The following is an 18,321-nucleotide window of genomic DNA, read 5'->3' as shown; positions in this document are numbered from 1 at the left end:
GATTTGGGTTGAACAAAAGTAAATATAGCGTTAACTGCCCCTTGTACCACCGGAGTACAAGGGGCAGCTTATTAATTGATAAACCACCAGCGCAGTCCCAGCCTGAAGGCGAAGTTATTGTACGGGTACAGCGGGGCGGCGTGATTATTTTCAGCAAAGAACACATTCAGGTTTTCTGCGCGCACGAAGGCGGAGAAAGACTTGATGCGGAAATGGGCAAACGCGGAAATATCCGGTGCGTTGTATTTCACGTTGGTGGTGTTCTGATACACGAACTGTCCGAGCAACGGAGAATAGTCGTCAGCGTAATACGAAGTATTGTAGCGGAATTCCAGCCCTGTCATCAGGTTCAGGTTCCGGTACAGCAGTTTTTCGAAGGAAAAGCGGTGGCGTGTCCAGATGGTGGGCACATTGAGCGGCCCTTCGCCGTGGCGTTGCTGGAAAGCTACTTCTGCATACCAGGAGAACGGACGGATGTTGAATTTCTTGCTGAATACTACCTGCAGCAGGTTAAACAGGTTGGTGGCCTGTGCGCTGTGATAGTAGTCTTTCAGGTAAGTGTAGTTGGTAAACAGGAAATAGTTCACCGCCAGATTATACTGCAGCTTGCTATTTTCAGCGGCAAACTGCAACTGGGTGGTATTTTCCTTGGCGGTGGTGCTGTTGTACCAGGTATCGCGGTTGCTGTTGAAAAACTTATAGACGTAGGAAGGCTCCCGGTTAACGTTGCTGACAGAGAGTTTAACATCTCCCAGCAGGTCGTTGATATGCCGGCGCAGGCTACCGTAGATACTGTAATCCCCGATATTCTGCCCTACTACGTAAAACTCACCACGGGCAGAGAAATCCCACAGCTTATTCCGGGTTTTGTTGCGGTATTCACCATGCAGCGCGAGGTTGGTGAAGTTGATGTCTGCATCGAGGAAAGTACCGGTAATGCTTTCAAACCGGGCGCCGAGGTTGATGAAGTGTCCCAGGTTGCCCAGTACAGGAAACTGTATCAGTGACAGGTCATTGGATATTGTTTTCCATTTGTGCTGGGCATGGATGGTGTCCCGGGTGATGAAGTCAAACCCGTAATGCCGTGTATAAAAGGTAGTATCCTGGTTATTGTCGATGAACTGATAGTTGTCGTTCTGGTAGTTGAACGTATACTGTACCCGGAAAATGGGCCGGTAACGGTAATAGTCCGTTGTGTCGTTGATGTGCAGGGTATCGCCGCGGCCCCAGTCGTACTGTTGCTGAATCAGCAGTCCTGTTTGCTGGTACTGCGATTTCACGGGGATTTTGGTGCCGAAGAAAGCATACTGGCCCACTTCCTGGTTACCAAGGTTTACACCAATGGCCTGGCGGTTTTTGTACTTGTCGTTGGACAGGAAGGTATCGCTTTTGATACCGCCGTTTTCGCCGCCCTGGAGCTTATTATAATAAAAGCTAAAATAGGTATTGGCTCTTTTGTTTTTACTCTGGTAGCGGGCGGTCAGCCGGTAGGTATCGTGGTTGGTGGTTTGTGAGCGGTAAAAGCCGGGGGCGTTCACTTTCCTGTAATCGAAGGCAAAGTTGAAACGGTCCGTGCGGTTCTGCGTGTGCGTTACCCCGATCACCTGTTCCTGTTTGCTGCCTACGAGGTAGTTCAGTTCGGAGTAGGGCCGGTTGGTGTTATAAAACCGGGCATTAGCGTGACTGTTACCATAGATATCGTAAGCATGGAAGCCGGCATCGAAGCCGGGTTTCATCAGCGGCGTAAAGATAATATTGCGGGCAGCCGAACCGCTGTTGCCCAGCGTCATGTAGTTGGCCGGCACTTTCAGGAAGTCGATATTGAAATCCGCCACAGAGGAGTCGATGGTAAAATCTGTCGGCTCGCCGAGGTAGCGGTAAGTCAATGTAAGGGTGTCCGGCTCTTCGTGGTGGTGCATGGTATCGCGCTGCATTTTGCTGGAACCGCCGCCACCGCCGCCCATACCCCCGAAACGTCCGGTATTGAACTGTGCCATTAAGGAATGACTACCTGCCAACAGCAGGGCTATGAAAATAAGAAGATGCCTCATCCGAAAATGACAAAACGTTTATAGTTGCCGGATTAATTCACTAAAGATAAGCGTAAGCTTGGGTTCTGCCGCATTGGCCGCTTCCAGTACCTCCTCGTGGGTGATCACATTTTCCTCTTCACGGATGCCGATATCGGTAATAACGCTCATGGCAAAGACTTTCAGCCCGGCGTGCGCCGCTACGATCACCTCCGGTACAGTGCTCATCCCTACCGCGTCGCCACCGATGATGTGCATGTATTTGTATTCCGCCCTTGTCTCAAAGGAAGGTCCCTGTACGCCCACATATACGCCTGTATGCAGTGAAATATTGTTGGCAGCGGCAATTTCATGGGCCGCCTGGATCAGCGCTTTGGAATAGGGTTCGCTCATATCCGGGAAACGGGGGCCCAGTGTATTTTCGTTACGGCCACGCAGCGGATGTTCCGGTTGCAGGTTGATATGGTCCCTGATCACCATCAGGTCGCCCACCTTAAACTGCTGGTTCATCCCCCCGGCAGCATTGGAAATGAACAGGGTATGGATGCCCAGCTCTTTCATCACCCTCACCGGGAAAGTGACCTGTTTCATGGAAAAACCTTCATAATAGTGGAATCTGCCGGCCATGGCCACTATGGGCTTACCCTGCATATATCCCAGGATCAGTTTTCCTGAATGCCCTTCCACAGTGGATTCCGGGAAATGTGGAATATCACGATAAGATATTTCGATGCTCCGTTCTATCTCTTTGGTCAGGTTACCCAGCCCGCTTCCCAATATCACCCCCGCTACAGGCGTTTCCTGCCAGTGCTTCCGGATATAATCACCAGCTGCTTTGATCTGGTCCGTTAATTCACTCATTTGATTATGTAATTAATTAAAAGTCGGATTTAAAAATCAAACCCGCGCAAAGTTATTTTTTAATTCACAAATGACTGCAGTTTTATATTTAAATCATAATGACCTATTTTAGCGGCAAATTTTATTGCGATGAACTTACACGAGTACCAGGCTAAAGAACTGTTGAAAAAATATAATGTACCGGTTCAGGAAGGTATTCCGGTAGAAACACCGGAAGCAGCTGCCGAAGCTTACAAGCAACTGAAGGTGCAATACGGTAATGAGTTTGCAGTGGTTAAAGCGCAAATTCACGCTGGTGGACGCGGTAAAGGTAAAATCCGTGGAACTGAGCAGAGAGGTGTGGCAGTTGGGAAAAATGCGGAAGATGTGAAAACCATTGCAGGTAACATCCTGGGTGGCACACTGGTGACTATCCAGACCGGAGAAGCAGGCAAGCTGGTGAACAAAGTGCTGGTAGCACAGGACGTATACTACCCGGGCCCCAACCCGGTAAAGGAATTTTACCTGTCTATCCTGCTGGACCGCGCCAAAGGCCAGAATGTGATCATGTATTCTACCGAAGGCGGTATGGATATCGAAGAAGTAGCACACAGTACTCCTGAGAAAATATACAAAGAGTGGGTAAAACCCAATATGCCCCTGCAGCCATTCCAGGCCCGTAACATCGCGTTCAACTTCGGTCTGAGCGGCGAAGCGTTCAAAAACATGGTGAAATTTGTGACCAACCTGTACAACGCTTACGTAGGACTGGACTGCAGCATGCTGGAAATCAACCCGTTATTCAAAACCAGCGATGAAAAAATCATTGCCGTTGACGCCAAAGTAAACCTGGACGACAACGCCCTGATGCGTCATCCCGACCTGGAAGCGCTCCGCGACATCACCGAAGAAGATCCGACAGAAGTAGAAGCAGGTAAATACAACCTCAACTTCGTAAAACTGGACGGTAACGTAGGTTGTATGGTAAACGGCGCCGGTCTGGCCATGGCTACCATGGACATGATCAAACTGAGCGGCGGCGATCCGGCCAACTTCCTGGACGTAGGCGGTACTGCCAACGCACAAACGGTAGAAGCAGGCTTCCGCATCATCCTGAAAGACCCGAAAGTAAAAGCCATCCTGATCAATATCTTCGGCGGTATCGTTCGTTGCGACAGGGTTGCTCAGGGTGTTATCGACGCTTACAAATCTATCGGCAACATCAACGTGCCGATCATTGTACGCTTACAAGGCACCAACGCCAAAGAAGCAAAAGAACTGATCGAAGCCAGCGGCCTGAAAGTACAGTCTGCTACCCTCCTCAGCGAAGCAGCTGACCTGGTAAACAAAGCACTGAACTAATCATTTGATCATTTGATTATTTGATCATTTGATTATTTGATTATTTGATTATTTGATTATTTAGATATTAAAAAAAAGCGGAGATCAACATACTGATCTCCGCTTTTTTATGCTCAAACAAATAATGTATAATATATTAAATACAGGAAGGGCCGACCTTGTGGGTCAGCCCTTGTATCATCAATTATCTTTTTTAGGAGGATATACCGCTTTGGGGGCGGCGGCAGGCGTGCCTTTGTCTTTGTTATCTTCTTTAGGCTTAGGCGTCGCCGGCTTTTCTTCCCTGGGCTTCGGCGTTTCCTGCGCCGGCTTGTCGGCCCCCGGCGAGTACATGTCTTCTTCGCCGGTTTGGTAGTCGGATTCAGAACCGTTACCGATGTCTTCCGCTTCTGCACCGGGTTTCACGTTGGTGTCGAAGTTGGAATAGGTTTCATCGGTCATATTGGCCGGCACCTGGAATTTGTCGCTGCTGCTCACTTTCAGCGTATTATCGGCAAATACTTTCTGCATGAAATAAGCCCAGATAGGCAGGCCGGTGTTAGCGCCCTGACCGATACCGGTGGTGGCAAAGTGGATAAAGTTGTTTTCGCAACCTACCCAGGCGCCTGCCAGCAGTTTAGGTGTGTAACCCATAAACCAGCCATCCGTGTTATCGTTGGTGGTACCGGTTTTACCGGCCATTTCACCCTGCATTTTATAGGTGCCGCGCATACGGGCGCCGGTGCCGCCGGGCTGCAATACGCCTTCCATCATCTTCACCATGGTGTAAGCTTCTTTCTCGCTGATCACCTCCCGTTTCACCGGGGCGAAAGTTTCGAGGATATTGCCATAGCGGTCTTCTATGCGGGTAATATAGATCGGTTTGGTATTGATGCCCCTTCCCGGGAACATCGTATAAGCCTGTAACATCTCGTACAGGGAAATCTCAGACACCCCGAGCGCGATGGAGGGATAAGGCTCAATTTTACTGGTAAAGCCGATCTTGTTCTGCGCAAAATCTGCAAACGCTTTGGCGCCGATCTGTTTGATCAGGTAGGCCGACACCAGGTTGAGCGACCTGGCCAGCGCCCCCGCCATGGAGATGCTGCCGCCCACGCTGCCTTCAGAGTTGCGGCTCAGTGTCCAGTTACCGATGGTGATCGGTTCGTTGGGCAGCATGGTATTGGGTGACATGCCGTTCATGATGGCAAAGCAATACAGGAACGGTTTGAAGGTAGAGCCCACCTGACGGCGGGTTTTAGCGACGTGGTCGTTTTTGAAATAGCGGAAATCAGGACCGCCTACCCATGCTTTCACCTCACCGCTTTCCGGGTCCATGGCCATAAAGCCGGCCTGTAATACCGCACGCATGTATTTAATGGAATCCAGCGGCGTCATCACGGTGTCGATCTCGTTCAGATCTGGTTCCGTATAACTTCTCCAGGCGAACACCTTCATTTTGGTAGGTGTGTTGAACGACTTGGTGATCTCTTCATCAGACGCTTCCGCTTCTTTCATGTTGCGGTAACGGTCAGACTCTTTCGTGTATTTATCGAGGTACTGCGGCCATTTTTTCCATACGCTGCCTGTTTTTACATCATTCTGGTTAGACAGGTATTTCTGCAGGGTCTGCAGGTGGCGGGATACCGCTTCTTCCGCATACAATTGCATACGCGGATTAATAGTGGTATATATTTTAAGGCCGTCACGGTAAAGGTTATACGGAGTACCGTCTGCTTTATTATGGTCTTTGCACCAGGCTTTCACCTCATCACGCAGCACTTCCCTGAAATAAGGCGCCAGTCCTTTATTGTGGTCTATCTTATTATAATGTAATACAATGGGCTTGCTTTTAGCGGCGGCGGCTTCCGCAGGGGTGATGAAGTTAGCTTCCACCATATTATCGATCACCGTATTGCGGCGGGCGAGGGCCAGCTGCGGGTTACGGCGCGGGTTATACAGGGTGTTGCCTTTCAGCATACCGACCAGTATAGCGGCTTCCTCGATGGAGAGGTGACCGGCATCTTTACTGAAGAAGGTGCGGGCGCCATTTTCAATACCATATACGTTATCACCGAAGGCAACCGTGTTCAGATAAAGTGTGAGGATTTCCTGTTTGGTGAAGTTTCTTTCCAGCTTCACGGCGATAATCCATTCCTGCAGTTTCTGGAAGCCCCTGCTGATAGGGTTGGTAGCACGTTGCTTACCGAGGTTGTCTGTTTGCAGGTTGAGCGCCAGCTGCTGGGTGATGGTGCTGGAACCACGCTTTTTACCAATCAGCAGGTAAAAAGGGATGGCCAGCGTGCCTTTGGCGTCAATACCGGAGTTCTGGTAGAAGCGGGTTTCTTCGGTAGCGATCAGGGCGTTGATCACATTTTTGGAAATTTCATTGAAATCGCTGCTGGAGCGGTCTACCTGGTAGTATTTGCCCAAAATGGTCCCATCGTCGGCGATCACTTCGGAAGCCAGCGCAGCGCGCGGGTTTTCCAGTTCCTCCATAGATGGCATATTACCAATGACCCTGAAGTTGATCAATAAGATAAAGAGAACAAACAGTGCTAAAATACCAAACGCCACACGCCACAATATTTTCACCGATTTTTTCATGCGCTATATAAGTTTGTTTTACGGCGTACGCCGAGTTTTTTGGACAGTTGCTAGTTGGCTGTTAAACTAAATATTTAATAAACGGCCTCTAACAGCAATAAACAGGCCTGTTTACTAACAGTTTGACCCACAAATCTATTAAATATTTAGGGATTTACTGATTTTGAGCTTTCGGGATTTCGGGTATTATGGCGCAACAACCATTCAATCATAAAATCACCAAATCACGAAATCCCTAAATATCATTGTGTTACATAGTTGTCAGTAAAAAACTTCCTGTAACCGACCAGGTCTTTGGTGCTGTTCAGCAGGATGAAGTTATCTCGTGAAATGACAAAAAAGGAATAATCGCTCGGCCGGATCCGGGGGATGATGCTGATGGCAGCCTCTTCCCGGATTTCGTCGAAGTAGTTCAGTGCTTTGTCTTCATTCGGGAAGATCCTGAAAATCAGCATCGTTTCAGAAGGAGACAATACAAAGCTGCCCACCTCGATTTTATCGGTAGCGTGTTTAGTGGCATTGTACCGGGTGAACTGGTTGAGCCCTTCGTCCATCAGTTCTTTGGAAACGCGCTGGAATGCCAGTACGACGAAGTGCGGGTTATCTGCCGAAAGTTTATAGGGCGTTACGGGTTTAGGTGGCGGCGCTACGGTGGCGATGGGCGCTGTAGGCACGTTGCCGGCTATTTTGCCGGACATGTGTGCGGAATCGGCCGATGCGGCGGGCGTTTTGGCGCCGTTGAGGCGGTCTACCAGCACCGGCTGCGGATTTTGCCAGGGGTAACGCATGGAGATGTTTTCATCTACCAGCGGGCCACCGTCGCTGTCTTTCCTGATTTCCAGTTTAGCGAGGTAGTTCACCAGTTCGTTGCGATGGTCGAGTGCGTCCAGCAGGGCTTTGGTCTGTTGCTGGATACCGTCGTCGCCGGGGTATTTGTCCATCACGGCCAGCACGGCCCTGCGGGAGGCCTGTGTGGAGTCCACGCCGATGAGGGTGTCCTGTTTTACCAGCGCCATGGCTTCGAGCAGGTCAAATTTCCCCTGCATGAAATTGGTGCCGTAGGTGCTGTCGGCGCGGCGTTTGATGGCCAGCGCACCGGCTACGTCTCCACCGCGGAAAGCCGTATAGGCGGAGTCGTAAGTAGCGCTGATGGTTTTTTTCCGGGCCAGGTCTGTATCACGGTTGCCGCCGGAACGGATGATATCTGCGTAGTTGGTGTTGCCGTACTGCGTAAGTATCATGTTTTTATAACGGGCGGCTTCTGCCGGATGGTTCAGTTTGCCCTGCCATACGTAGAGGGAGTAGAGGATCTCCGGTTTACGCGGATGGTCGGGATATTTGAGCAGCAGCGAGTCGTAGGTTTCTATCGCCAGCGGATAATTTTCGAGTTTATCGTAGTACAGTTTACCCAGTTCGAAGCGGGCATCCTGGTCCATTTTGCGGGAGTCGACCAGTTTTTCCGGCGTCAGGGGCAGGCCCTGTGCGAGGCGTTCGGCGGTGATGCTGTCTGCCGGCAGGTTCTCCGGTGAGGATGCAGCGGTGGCCGCGTCGGTACTTACCTGTACGGGGGCGTCGTTGTTGTTGCCGGCAGTGTGAAGGTTACCTGCCTGGCTGCGGCGCCAGTTATCGGCCACCTGGCGGCTGCCCCAGCGGCGCTTGAATTCGGAGTAACCGGTCGATTTGCTGGCCGGGTTATAGAAATACCAGTCCCCTTTTTCTTCTTTGGGGCTGTAGGCGCCGCCGTTGTTGTTCATCCCGAAAGCGGGATTGTCGTACGGATTGGCGGCCTGCATGGCGTCTTTCTTTTTCTTTTCGGCGGCAGCGGTTTTGAGGGTGGCTGCCATTTTCGCGAGGAAGATGTTGCGGTCAGATTCCGGCATGGCGGCGATGCGCTGCAGGCTGTCCTCCCGGTGGATGATGGTCAGCTTGGCGGCAACGTCGGCGAGTACCGTCTTCCGGACGTTGACGGTGGCGGCGTCCACGAACTCGGCGGTCATGGTGCCGGCGGTGCTGTCGTAATATTTTTTGGCGTCCAGGTACTGGCGTTGTTCGTAGTAGATGTCGGCGATGGCTTTATAGGTCAGCGTACGCTGCACCATATTATCGCCGCCTTCTTTGAGGGATTTGCGGAGGTACCCCAGGGCTACGGCGGTGTCTCCCGGATACGAGAGGGTGCCCATGGTGTAGAGGATGGCATCGCGGAAGTGGCTGAAACGTTCTTTTTTCAGCATATGGCGCAGGCCTTCCAGGCTGCGGGCCAGTCCGCCTTCTTCTTTCGCATTGATTTTAGCTATCTGGAGGCGGGCCTGGAAGTCCATCATGGGATCGGGCTTGCTGGCGATCACATCGCGGAACTTGTCCATGGCCGAATCGGCGTGGTGCAGCTGCAGGTACAGCTGCCCGAGAATGAACGACATCCTTGCTCTGGCCACGCGGTCGCGGCTTTTATCGATGGCTACTTTCAGCGGTTCTATTGTTTCGGGGTAGCGGGCCTGTACGTAGTTGCTGTAGGCCCTTACCTCTGCCAGTCCGCCGTCGAGGCGGTGCGGGAAGTTGGGGTCGGTGCTCAGGATGTTGAGCAGCGCCTGTACTTCATCGTAGTCTTTTTGTTCCAGCAGGGTTTTAGCGCGCCAGAGGAAGGCATCGTTACGGGCGGCTACGTGTTTGAAGCGGCCAAAGAGGCCTTTGCGTTTTTCGCGGGTGGCGATGGAGATATGATCGTTTTCACTGGCGCCTACCACGGTTTTGTATTCGTCTTTTTTCTTGGGGGCGAAAGTGAGGTTGATATACTGGAAGGTTTTGTTGGCATTTTCCAGGTCGCCTTCATAGAAGTAGGCGCGGCCCATGAGGAGGAAGCAGTCGTCGATCCACTTACCCCTGGGGTCATGCAGCTGGATGGCCATATTGGTTTTTTCGATCACGGAGTCCAGCTCTGTTTTGCTGAATCCCTGACTTTGCAGGCTGGTAGGATAAAACGGCAACAGTACGTTGTAGTTGTCCTGACCGTCACGGTTGACCGTCTTCACTACCTTGTCCAGTTTCACCCGGGCATGGAAGTAATAATTATAACGGGTCGCCAGGTTCTGGAAGAACCTGCGTTTGAAATTCCAGTGCTTCTTTTCCAGCATCACTTCGGAAGGAGGTCTCCTGTCCTGTATCCGCGGCTCTTTTGGTTTGAAGAGCGGCTTATTGAGTAGCGGCCTTGGGGACTGGCCCTGAGGGTCCTGCTGTGGTTGCTGCTGCTGTGCCTGGCTACGGGGCTTGATTTGAGCCAAAACCGCCGGAGATCCCATGCACAATAAAAAAAATAATACCGGATAAAGACGTAGCGATTTATAGCAATTCATGGATGCCAGGGTGTATAGGCTATATATATAACTGTAAGTTTGAAAAAATATTTTAAAGATAGGATAAAATAGTGGATTGATTGGGGGGATTGATTAACTTTAGCCGCCTGAAAACGAATAAATCTCTATAAGCACACCAAAAAATGGCCAGGAAGGGGAAAAAAAACAACAGACGAAACCTTGAAAAACTCAGTCATAAGTACCGTCTGGTAATTATGAATGATGATACCTATGAAGAAGTGACATCCTTCAAATTGTCCAGAATGAGTGTGTACATCGCTTTGAGCACCCTGTTTGTATTACTGGTAGCTATTACGGTGGCAACGGTAGTATTTACGCCATTAAGATATTACATCCCGGGCTATGGAGACCTGAAACAGCGCAAGGAGTTCATCCATCTGAAGATGAGGGCGGATTCCCTTGAGACAGCCATTAATCAGCGGGACCTCTACCTGAAGAACATCAAACAAGTGATCAATGGGGATTTTACCGGCAAGCTGGACACAACCATGTTAAAAGTGCCGAAAGTAGACAACAGCACGTATTAATTTAGAAATTTAGCTATTGGGCTATTTTGATATTGCAGATGTTCGAAGAATAAATATTTTAATTTTTATATATTTTAATATTTATAAATTTGATATTTAAATTTTATTTAAATTTAATAAGTGAATGGTTTTGTGAAATGTAAAGGCCATATCATCTGTATACCCAATGATCAAATACTTAAATAAAAAAATAGCAAAATATATTTAAGGGCTGAAAAACCTGAAAACCTATGTTTAATAACAAATCAAACTCTAAGGGTGACAACAAGAACCTGTTACCCACATCGACTGTTAACATTATAGGCAGCGGCACTTCTATCCAGGGCGATATCGTATGTGAAGGGGATATCCGGATAGACGGCCAGGTAAACGGGCTGGTATCCACCAAAGCCAAAATCGTGGTAGGGCCCGAAGGCGACATCACCGGCGACCTCGTATGTCAGAGCGCAGACATTCTCGGTAAAGTGACCGGTATCATCAAAGTGGAAGAACTGCTGTTCCTGAAAGGGAACGCCCTGGTAAAGGGAGATGTGTACACTGCTCATTTTGAAATGGAGCCGACTGCCAAATTCAATGGCCGCTGCTACATGGATGAACAGCAGCCAGAAACGCAGAAACATGGAAAATCCGTCCTCCAGGAAGCCGAATAAACGTAATAATCCGGTACTGCGCTATGCCGGACTGGCGTTTCAAATGATGGCCACATTAGGGTTGGGAGTATTTGCAGGGTACAAACTGGACCAGAAAACGGGCTGGCGGTTCCCCGTGTTCCTGATCATTTTTTCTTTACTGGCTTTAGCCATACTTTTGTGGCAAATTATAAAAGACACCCGTCGGTAATGAGCGATAGATTTTTAATCAGATTATTTTCGATTTTCGGCATATTGAACGGCCTGATCATATTTTTCAAACCCAGATTGCTGGACAATGGCATCCATTTTTATGTGCTGCTGGCCGGCAATCTGGCTATGGCTTTGATCTCCCTGGCCTCCTACCTGATGAGCCGCAAAGGGCTCGCTTCTGCCAACCACAATGCCTTTATCCGCGCCGTATACGGTTCCACGCTCAGCAAACTCATGCTGTGCGTGATCGGCATTGCCGTTTATGTGCTCATTTACCGGCCCAACGTCAGTAAAGTGACCATCTTTTTGCTTTTGTTCCTGTACCTGTTGTATACCGTATTTGAAACATGGAGCCTCTTCCGGCTTACCAGGCTTAAAAAGTAATTGGCATTGAAAAAAGAGGCGCCCCTGCATGCATTAGCGTCCTATTTGCCCGACGGCACCTTTGACCAGGTGATGGCGTTTCTGCTCCAGTATAAAGTGCATCTCACCATCACCCGGGAAAGGCAAAGCATACTGGGTGACTACCGTCACCCCGATGGAAATGGAAAAGGACACCGGATCAGCATCAACGGATCGCTGAACAGGTATTCTTTTCTCATCACCCTGCTGCATGAAATAGCCCATCTCACCACTTTTAATAAATACGCCAACCGCGTACCGGCACACGGCAAGGAATGGAAACAGGAGTTTTCCATTATTCTCCGTGACTTTGTAGGCAAAGGCTACCTGCCCCACGACGTGGAACAGGCTGTACGCCAGAGCATGAACAATCCGGCCGCCAGCAGCTGCGCCGACGAAAACCTGATGCGCGTGCTCCGTAACTACGACGACCGCAAAGAGACGCACTTCCTGGTGGAACAGCTCCCGCTCCATCAGCTCTTCAAAACCAAAGACGGCCGCATCTTCCGCAAAGGGGAAAGAATAAGAAAACGCTACCGCTGTGAAGAGGTAGCGTCTAAACGTATTTATCTGTTCAGCCCCGTTTACGAAGTAGAAGTGCTGAACTGATTTCGAAATTTTGGTATTGGGTTATTTTTCTCCCACATAGTGTAATTCAGTGTAGGTCATCGCTTTATTGATCAATTGAATACCCAGCTGCAGAATAGCCGCTTCGGAAGCCGCCTGTAATTTGGGCGCATCGTCGGTAGGCTTGTGGTAATCGTCATGCCCGCCGGTATGGAAAAACAGGACCGGCACTTTATTCACATAAAAGTTATGATGATCGGAGGCGCCTTTGCCGGCGGCGTCCGTGAAATGTTTAATGCCTGGTTGCTGTACGTCCTTAAACACTTCCGGCCATTCCTGCGCGCTGCCGAAACCGCCGATACCGATGCCTCTTTCCGGGTTGTAGCGGCCGATCATGTCCATATTGAGCATAAAATGCACTTTGTCCAGCGGCATCAGCGGATGCGCGGTGTAGTATTTGGAGCCCTGCAGGCCCAGCTCTTCCCCGCCGAAAGCGATGAACAGGAAATTGAAAGGTTCTTTACCGGCATTTTTCACATAGTGGCGGGCCAGTTCCAGCAGGCCGGCCACGCCGGAGGCGTTGTCGTCGGCGCCGTTGTGTATCTGCCCGATGGGATATTTGCCGTCAAAAAGACCGGCGGTGCCGAGGTGATCGTAATGTGCACCGATGATAATCGTACGGGCGGCGCCGTTATCCAGGAAACCGGCCACGTTGCGGCTCGGGATATTTTTATGCGCGTTGCGGTCGAACGTAAAATCCTGGAAATAGCTGCTGCCGTTAACAGGTTTCAGTCCCAGTTTTTTAAACTGCCGCGCCACAAAGCGGCTGGCGGTGCGGCCGCCTTTCTCGGCGGTGCCTCTCCCCTTCAGTTTGTCGGAAGCCAGGTAATTTACAATCTCCCCGATACGGCGGGCGTCGGGAATGCTGTCTTGTGCAAAGGCGGCAGACATTCCTCCTGCCAGCATCATCATCAATAACAAGCTTTTTTTCATATGACTATCGGTTGAAAAAAGCCCCCGGCGATTGCCGGGGGCTTTACAATATATTTTGAATAATGGTCGGCTGCTTATTTTTTGCGCTGCTGCATGTCCTGCTGACGGCGCTGTACTTCTTCCAGTTTCTCCTGCCATTTGGATTTGGAGACAGGCTTTTTCTTGTTTTCCTGGATCTGCGCGTGGATTTTGTCATGGTTGATGACAAACGTCTGGAGCACCCATTGCAGCAGGATGCTGATCACGTTGGACAGGAAGTAGTAGAAGGTAAGTGCGGCAGCCAGGCGGTTGAAGATACCCAACAGCATGATCGGCATGATGTAAGGCATGTACTTCATCACCGGGTTGCTCTGATCGGTCATGCCACGGTTGTAGAAGGCCAGGATCAGGCTCGTGATGGTCATCAGGATGGTGAACAGGCTCACGTGGTTACCGTAGAAAGGTATGTTGAAGCCCAGGTTCAGGATGGAGTCGTAAGTAGACAGGTCTTTTGCCCACAGGAAACTTTCCTGACGCAGCTCGATGGAAGACGGGAAGAAGCTGTACATGGCCACCAGGATAGGCAGCTGCAGCAGGGCTGGTAAACAGCCGCCCAGCGGGTTCACCCCGGCACTCTTGAACAGTTTCATCTGCTCCATACCGAAAGCCTGCTGGTCTTCGCCGTGTTTGGCGCGCAGCTCATCGATTTCCGGTTTCAGCACTTTCATTTTCGCCTGAGAAACGTAGCTCTGGTAGGTGAAAGGCAGTATCAGCAAACGGATGAAGATGGTGAGCAGGATGATGATCATACCGTAGTTGCTGATAAATCCGCTGAGGAAGTTAAACACCGGGATGATGATCCATTTGTTCACATATTTTACGAAGGCGAAGATGCCGGAGCCCAGGGGGATGATTTTCTCGAGGCCCAGATCGAAAGACTTCAGTGTTTTGTAGTGGTTAGGGCCATAGTAGATATCAATCGGGAAAGAGAAATCATTGGCGCGGTTGTAAGGGATCTGGATGGTCGTGAAAGCCTGACCCACGATGTTACCGCTCTGTGGCACTTTGGTGTTCACGTCTGCCGCGTCGAAGCTGCCGCTTTTAGCGATCAGGGTGGTATTGAAGAACTGTTGTTTTACGCTGATCCATTTCAGCTTGTTGTCCAGCTTCTCGTGGCTGCTGCGCTGCAGCGTGAAATAGTCATGTTTATCATTGGCATACATGTAGTGCACCTGGTTGTTGAGGCGCTCGTTTTCCATGTCATGCTCCTGTTTGTCGTTCTGGCTGTTCCACTGCAGGTTCAGGTAGTTCTGATTGCCCGGCAGGATATTCTGGAAGCCAACGGCGTGTACGTTATAGCTTACCACGTAGCTGCCCGGTTTGATACCGTAAACGAATTCCAGGTAGGTAGCAGGATTGGAAGTATTGAGGCGGTAGCTGATGGACTGTCCGCCGTCTGCCAGTTTCTGTACAGGGCCGGCAGTAAAGAACAGGTCAGCGCTGTTCAGCACTTTTGTGGCGCTGGCAGGCACTTCCAGGGAGAGGCGGTTAAAAGATCCCTGTGCCAGCATTAAAGGACCACCTTCTGAAGTTTTAAATTTTTTCAGTTGAACGCTGACCGGCTGGCCACCTTTATTTGAGAAAGTAACTTTAACATCGTCGTTTTCCATCACTGTGGTCTGTACCGGCGCTACCGCAGCGGCGGCAAAAACGCCAAATTCGCCTGCCAGTTGAGCCTGGTGGCTGAATCCAGTGTTCTCCGTTGGCGATGGCTGTCAGTGAATCGGCAACAGGCGCTTTAGGCTTGTTCAGATTGGCAATGGAATCCTGCCCGGGCTTTCTCCCTGGCGATATTTCCCTGTTGTTTCTGGTTATAGAAAATATATCCTACCAGTAAAACACCTAACATTAAAAACCCAATAACCGAATTTCTATCCATGAAATGCAATTAAAAATTTAGGCAGCAAAGGTAAGCATGATTTATGATTTGCCGCCCCCGTTTATTTGATTATTTGATTATTTGGTTATTTATACATTTTAAATTTTGTTATCCCTTGATTTTTTGATTTCAGGGCTTTTGGACTTTTATTAAATCCTTGCGATTTAATAAAAATGCAGCAGATAACTATATCCGCTGCATTTCAAATTCATAAATAACAAAATATTTAAATATCTAAATTATTGTGCGATCTTTTCCTCTGCCATCTTCGTTTTACCGTTTTTATTCTCCGCATATTGTTTAGCGGCTTTAATAAACGATACAAAGAGCGGTGCGGGGCTTTCCACGGTGCTTTTCAACTCGGGGTGGAACTGGGAGCCCACGAAGAAGGGGTGTCCGGGGATCTCGACCATTTCCACGAGGCCGCTTTCAGGATTTTTACCGGAAGGGATCATACCGGCTTTTTCGATCGCCTCGAGGTATTCATTATTGAATTCGTAGCGGTGACGGTGTCTTTCGCTGATAGACGTGGCGCCGCCGTAGATTTCAGATGCTTTGGAGCCGGGTGTCAGGTCGCAGGCATAGGCGCCCAGACGCATGGTACCGCCTTTGGCAGTAATTTTTTTCTGTTCTTCCATCAGGTTGATCACCGGGTGGGAGGTGTCCGGGTTCATTTCCACGGAGTGCGCGTCTTTCCAGCCGAGCACATTGCGGGAGAATTCCACTACGCTCATCTGCATACCGAGGCAGATACCGAAGAAAGGCAGGTTGTTTTCGCGGGCATACTGGATAGCCACGATTTTACCTTCGATACCGCGGTGGCCGAAGCCCGGCGCTACCAGCAGGCCGTCGAGGTTTTTCAGTTTCTCGCACACATTTTCCTGTGTAATATGTTCAGAGTGAATATTCTGTACGATCACCTTGCACTCGTTGAGAGAGCCGGCATGTATAAAGGATTCGAGAATAGACTTATAAGCGTCCTGCAGCTCTACGTATTTACCGATCAGACCGATGGTCACCTTGGATTTCGGATATTTCAGTTTATCCAGGAACTCGCGCCATTTGGTGAGTTCCGGTTCTTTTTCCACCGGCAGGTTCAGGCGCTTCAGCACGGAAACATCCAGTTTTTCGCGCATCATTTCCAGCGGCACTTCGTAGATGGTAGGCACGTCGTTCGCTTCAATCACCGCATCTACCTGTACATTACAGAACAGGGCGATTTTCTTTTTCAGATCGCGGTACATCGGCTCTTCCGTACGGCAAACGATGATATCCGGATGCACGCCGTATTCGCTCAGCAGGCGCACAGAATGCTGTGTAGGCTTGGTTTTCAGCTCCTTAGCCGCACGCAGGTAAGGGATGAGGGTGAGGTGTACCACCAGGCAATCTTCTTCGCCCAGCTCCCATTGCAACTGACGTACCGCCTCAATATAAGGGAGCGATTCAATGTCGCCCACGGTGCCACCCAGCTCGGTAATCACGATATCATATTTACCGTCTTTTCCCAGCAGGAGGATGCGGCGTTTGATTTCGTCGGTGATGTGCGGGATCACCTGCACGGTTTTGCCCAGGTAAGCGCCTTCTCTTTCCTTGTTGATAACGGTCTGATAAATACGGCCGGTGGTAACGTTGTTGGCCTGAGATGTAGGCGTGTTCAGGAAACGCTCATAGTGTCCGAGGTCCAGATCGGTTTCCGCGCCATCTTCTGTTACGTAACATTCCCCGTGCTCATAAGGGTTTAACGTTCCCGGATCCACGTTGATATATGGATCGAACTTCTGAATAGTCACTCTAAAGCCGCGTGCCTGCAATAGTTTTGCCAGCGAAGCTGCTATAATTCCTTTACCCAAAGAGGAAGTAACACCTCCCGTAACGAAGATATATTTTGCCATAAAAACTAAAATTCAGCTAAAAATACTTGACCTAAATGGGGGAAGTGCCAGATTGCGTTTGGTGTTATACCTGTCAAGTAAACTACTTCCGGAGGTCATGCAAAGTTACACAAATTTGCTTCGCTCCCAAGTTTTTTACGCAGTGGCTTTATTTGTTTGTTAATTTTTGCGGGTTTCTGTTCAGCTCTTATCATTGAACCACAGCGCGTTTTAAAGAATTTTCAAGTGAGGGAAATTATTTGTTAAAAACCTGCATTAGCAGGTATTGTTAATACAGAGACTTTCGTTCCTAACAAATAGAAACTGTAAATTTGCGTCCGAAATACATAAATAAAAAGATGACTTTAACGCCTAAGAGAGCGCAGGATTCGCTCATCCAGATGACCGAACTGGTTCTGCCCAACGATACCAATACTTTCGGCAACCTCATGGGAGGCCGTCTGATGTACTGGATGGACATCGCTGCTGCACTGGCCTGTATGAAACACTGCAGCGCCCCTGTGGTCACCGCCTCCGTTGATAATATTTCTTTCGAGAATCCGATTAAGCTGGGGAATGTGGTACATATCGAAGCCAAGGTAAGCCGCGCCTTCAATACTTCCATGGAGGTACACATGCGCGTATGGGGAGAAGACCCGGTACAACAATACCGCTACAAATCCAATGAAGCGTTTATGACCTTCGTTGCCCTGGACCCTAACGGCAACTCCCGTCCCGTGCCCGGTATCGTGACCGACACAGAAGAGGAAAAAAAATTATATGATGGCGCCCTCCGCCGCCGGCAGCTCCGCCTTATCCTCGGTGGTAAAATGAAACCGGAAGATGCTGACGAACTGAAAGCATTGTTTTTCGACAAATAGAACTGTGACGGCCCGGATCTTTGCTGATTTCGCTGATCAGCAAAGATCCGGGCAGAGGGTGAAAATATATATATAAATAAAAGAAAGCATCCCGTTTGATAATGATATCAAACGGGATGCTTTTTTGTTTACAA

Annotated in this window: 14 protein-coding genes; 7 read left to right on the top strand and 7 right to left on the bottom strand. The window is 49.7% G+C overall.

What is annotated here, in order from left to right:
• Positions 1-71: 71 nt before the first annotated feature.
• Positions 72-1,997, bottom strand: a complete 1,926-nt coding sequence (locus tag HF324_RS06900) for a putative porin (protein WP_168810779.1) — start codon at positions 1,995-1,997, stop codon at positions 72-74.
• Positions 1,998-2,069: 72 nt separating this feature from the next.
• A complete protein-coding gene (locus HF324_RS06895; protein WP_168810777.1) occupies positions 2,070-2,891 on the bottom strand; it encodes a purine-nucleoside phosphorylase in 822 nt (273 codons plus the stop codon).
• Positions 2,892-3,020: 129 nt separating this feature from the next.
• On the opposite strand from HF324_RS06895, the gene sucC reads away from it, so the two are divergent.
• Positions 3,021-4,232, top strand: coding sequence for an ADP-forming succinate--CoA ligase subunit beta (sucC, locus tag HF324_RS06890; RefSeq protein WP_168810758.1), 1,212 nt, complete (start codon positions 3,021-3,023; stop codon positions 4,230-4,232).
• A gap of 180 nt (positions 4,233-4,412) precedes the next feature.
• Here the strand turns inward: sucC and HF324_RS06885 are convergent, their stop codons facing one another.
• Together HF324_RS06885 and porW are read right to left on the bottom strand one after the other, a co-directional pair.
• Entirely contained in the window at positions 4,413-6,818 is a 2,406-nt protein-coding gene (locus HF324_RS06885) for a penicillin-binding protein 1A (protein WP_168810754.1), read from the bottom strand.
• A gap of 242 nt (positions 6,819-7,060) precedes the next feature.
• On the bottom strand, positions 7,061-10,093 hold the full coding sequence (gene porW / locus HF324_RS06880; RefSeq protein ID WP_168862175.1) for a type IX secretion system periplasmic lipoprotein PorW/SprE: 3,033 nt from the start codon (positions 10,091-10,093) through the stop codon (positions 7,061-7,063).
• 335 nt (positions 10,094-10,428) lie between these two features.
• Between porW and HF324_RS06875 the strand changes: the two genes are divergently transcribed.
• The 5 genes from HF324_RS06875 to HF324_RS06855 all read left to right on the top strand — a co-directional run bounded on the left by HF324_RS06875 (position 10,429) and on the right by HF324_RS06855 (position 12,566).
• On the top strand, positions 10,429-10,713 hold the full coding sequence (locus HF324_RS06875; RefSeq protein WP_235021630.1) for a hypothetical protein: 285 nt from the start codon (positions 10,429-10,431) through the stop codon (positions 10,711-10,713).
• Between the two features lie 230 nt (positions 10,714-10,943).
• Positions 10,944-11,363 (top strand): bactofilin family protein, encoded by a 420-nt coding sequence (locus tag HF324_RS06870; protein ID WP_078671852.1) that lies wholly within the window; start codon positions 10,944-10,946, stop codon positions 11,361-11,363.
• Positions 11,287-11,553, top strand: coding sequence for an AtpZ/AtpI family protein (locus HF324_RS33845; RefSeq protein WP_373997298.1), 267 nt, complete (start codon positions 11,287-11,289; stop codon positions 11,551-11,553). The genes HF324_RS06870 and HF324_RS33845 overlap by 77 nt, the downstream gene beginning before the upstream one ends.
• Positions 11,553-11,939 carry a hypothetical protein gene (locus tag HF324_RS06860; RefSeq protein WP_168810746.1) on the top strand — a complete coding sequence of 129 codons (387 nt, stop codon included), beginning with the start codon at positions 11,553-11,555 and terminating at the stop codon, positions 11,937-11,939. The genes HF324_RS33845 and HF324_RS06860 overlap by 1 nt, the downstream gene beginning before the upstream one ends.
• Positions 11,940-11,945: 6 nt before the next feature.
• Positions 11,946-12,566: a SprT-like domain-containing protein gene (locus HF324_RS06855; protein WP_168810744.1), complete on the top strand. Its 621-nt coding sequence runs from the start codon at positions 11,946-11,948 to the stop codon at positions 12,564-12,566.
• Between the two features lie 21 nt (positions 12,567-12,587).
• Here the strand turns inward: HF324_RS06855 and HF324_RS06850 are convergent, their stop codons facing one another.
• The 3 genes from HF324_RS06850 to pyrG all read right to left on the bottom strand — a co-directional run bounded on the left by HF324_RS06850 (position 12,588) and on the right by pyrG (position 17,327).
• Complete coding sequence (locus HF324_RS06850; RefSeq protein ID WP_246269440.1) at positions 12,588-13,517, bottom strand: M20/M25/M40 family metallo-hydrolase; 930 nt, start codon at positions 13,515-13,517, stop codon at positions 12,588-12,590.
• A gap of 74 nt (positions 13,518-13,591) precedes the next feature.
• A complete protein-coding gene (gene yidC, locus HF324_RS06845) occupies positions 13,592-15,226 on the bottom strand; it encodes a membrane protein insertase YidC (protein ID WP_168862475.1) in 1,635 nt (544 codons plus the stop codon).
• Positions 15,227-15,674: 448 nt separating this feature from the next.
• Positions 15,675-17,327 (bottom strand): CTP synthase, encoded by a 1,653-nt coding sequence (gene pyrG / locus HF324_RS06840; protein WP_168810740.1) that lies wholly within the window; start codon positions 17,325-17,327, stop codon positions 15,675-15,677.
• 338 nt (positions 17,328-17,665) lie between these two features.
• Here pyrG and HF324_RS06835 point away from each other — a divergent pair, with 338 nt between their 5' ends.
• The gene (locus HF324_RS06835; protein WP_168810738.1) at positions 17,666-18,187 is read left to right on the top strand and encodes an acyl-CoA thioesterase; all 522 of its coding nucleotides are present in this window, start codon (positions 17,666-17,668) and stop codon (positions 18,185-18,187) included.
• Positions 18,188-18,321: the final 134 nt, after the last annotated feature.

It is taken from the genome of Chitinophaga oryzae, from assembly GCF_012516375.2.
Taxonomy (GTDB): Bacteria; Bacteroidota; Bacteroidia; order Chitinophagales; family Chitinophagaceae; genus Chitinophaga; species Chitinophaga oryzae.
The sequence above is the reverse complement of the archived record's forward strand: the minus strand, read 5'-3'. Positions and strand labels throughout refer to the sequence as shown.

Excerpts from the sequence above, each read along its gene's own strand:
- HF324_RS06900 (WP_168810779.1), bottom strand. The coding sequence starts at position 1,997 with ATGGCACAGTTCAATACCGGACGTTTCGGGGGTATGGGCGGCGGTGGC.
- HF324_RS06895 (WP_168810777.1), bottom strand. The coding sequence starts at position 2,891 with ATGAGTGAATTAACGGACCAGATCAAAGCAGCTGGTGATTATATCCGG.
- sucC (WP_168810758.1), top strand. The coding sequence starts at position 3,021 with ATGAACTTACACGAGTACCAGGCTAAAGAACTGTTGAAAAAATATAAT.
- HF324_RS06885 (WP_168810754.1), bottom strand. The coding sequence starts at position 6,818 with ATGAAAAAATCGGTGAAAATATTGTGGCGTGTGGCGTTTGGTATTTTA.
- HF324_RS06875 (WP_235021630.1), top strand. The coding sequence starts at position 10,429 with ATGAGTGTGTACATCGCTTTGAGCACCCTGTTTGTATTACTGGTAGCT.
- HF324_RS06870 (WP_078671852.1), top strand. The coding sequence starts at position 10,944 with ATGTTTAATAACAAATCAAACTCTAAGGGTGACAACAAGAACCTGTTA.
- HF324_RS33845 (WP_373997298.1), top strand. The coding sequence starts at position 11,287 with ATGGCCGCTGCTACATGGATGAACAGCAGCCAGAAACGCAGAAACATG.
- HF324_RS06860 (WP_168810746.1), top strand. The coding sequence starts at position 11,553 with ATGAGCGATAGATTTTTAATCAGATTATTTTCGATTTTCGGCATATTG.
- HF324_RS06850 (WP_246269440.1), bottom strand. The coding sequence starts at position 13,517 with ATGAAAAAAAGCTTGTTATTGATGATGATGCTGGCAGGAGGAATGTCT.
- pyrG (WP_168810740.1), bottom strand. The coding sequence starts at position 17,327 with ATGGCAAAATATATCTTCGTTACGGGAGGTGTTACTTCCTCTTTGGGT.
- HF324_RS06835 (WP_168810738.1), top strand. The coding sequence starts at position 17,666 with ATGACTTTAACGCCTAAGAGAGCGCAGGATTCGCTCATCCAGATGACC.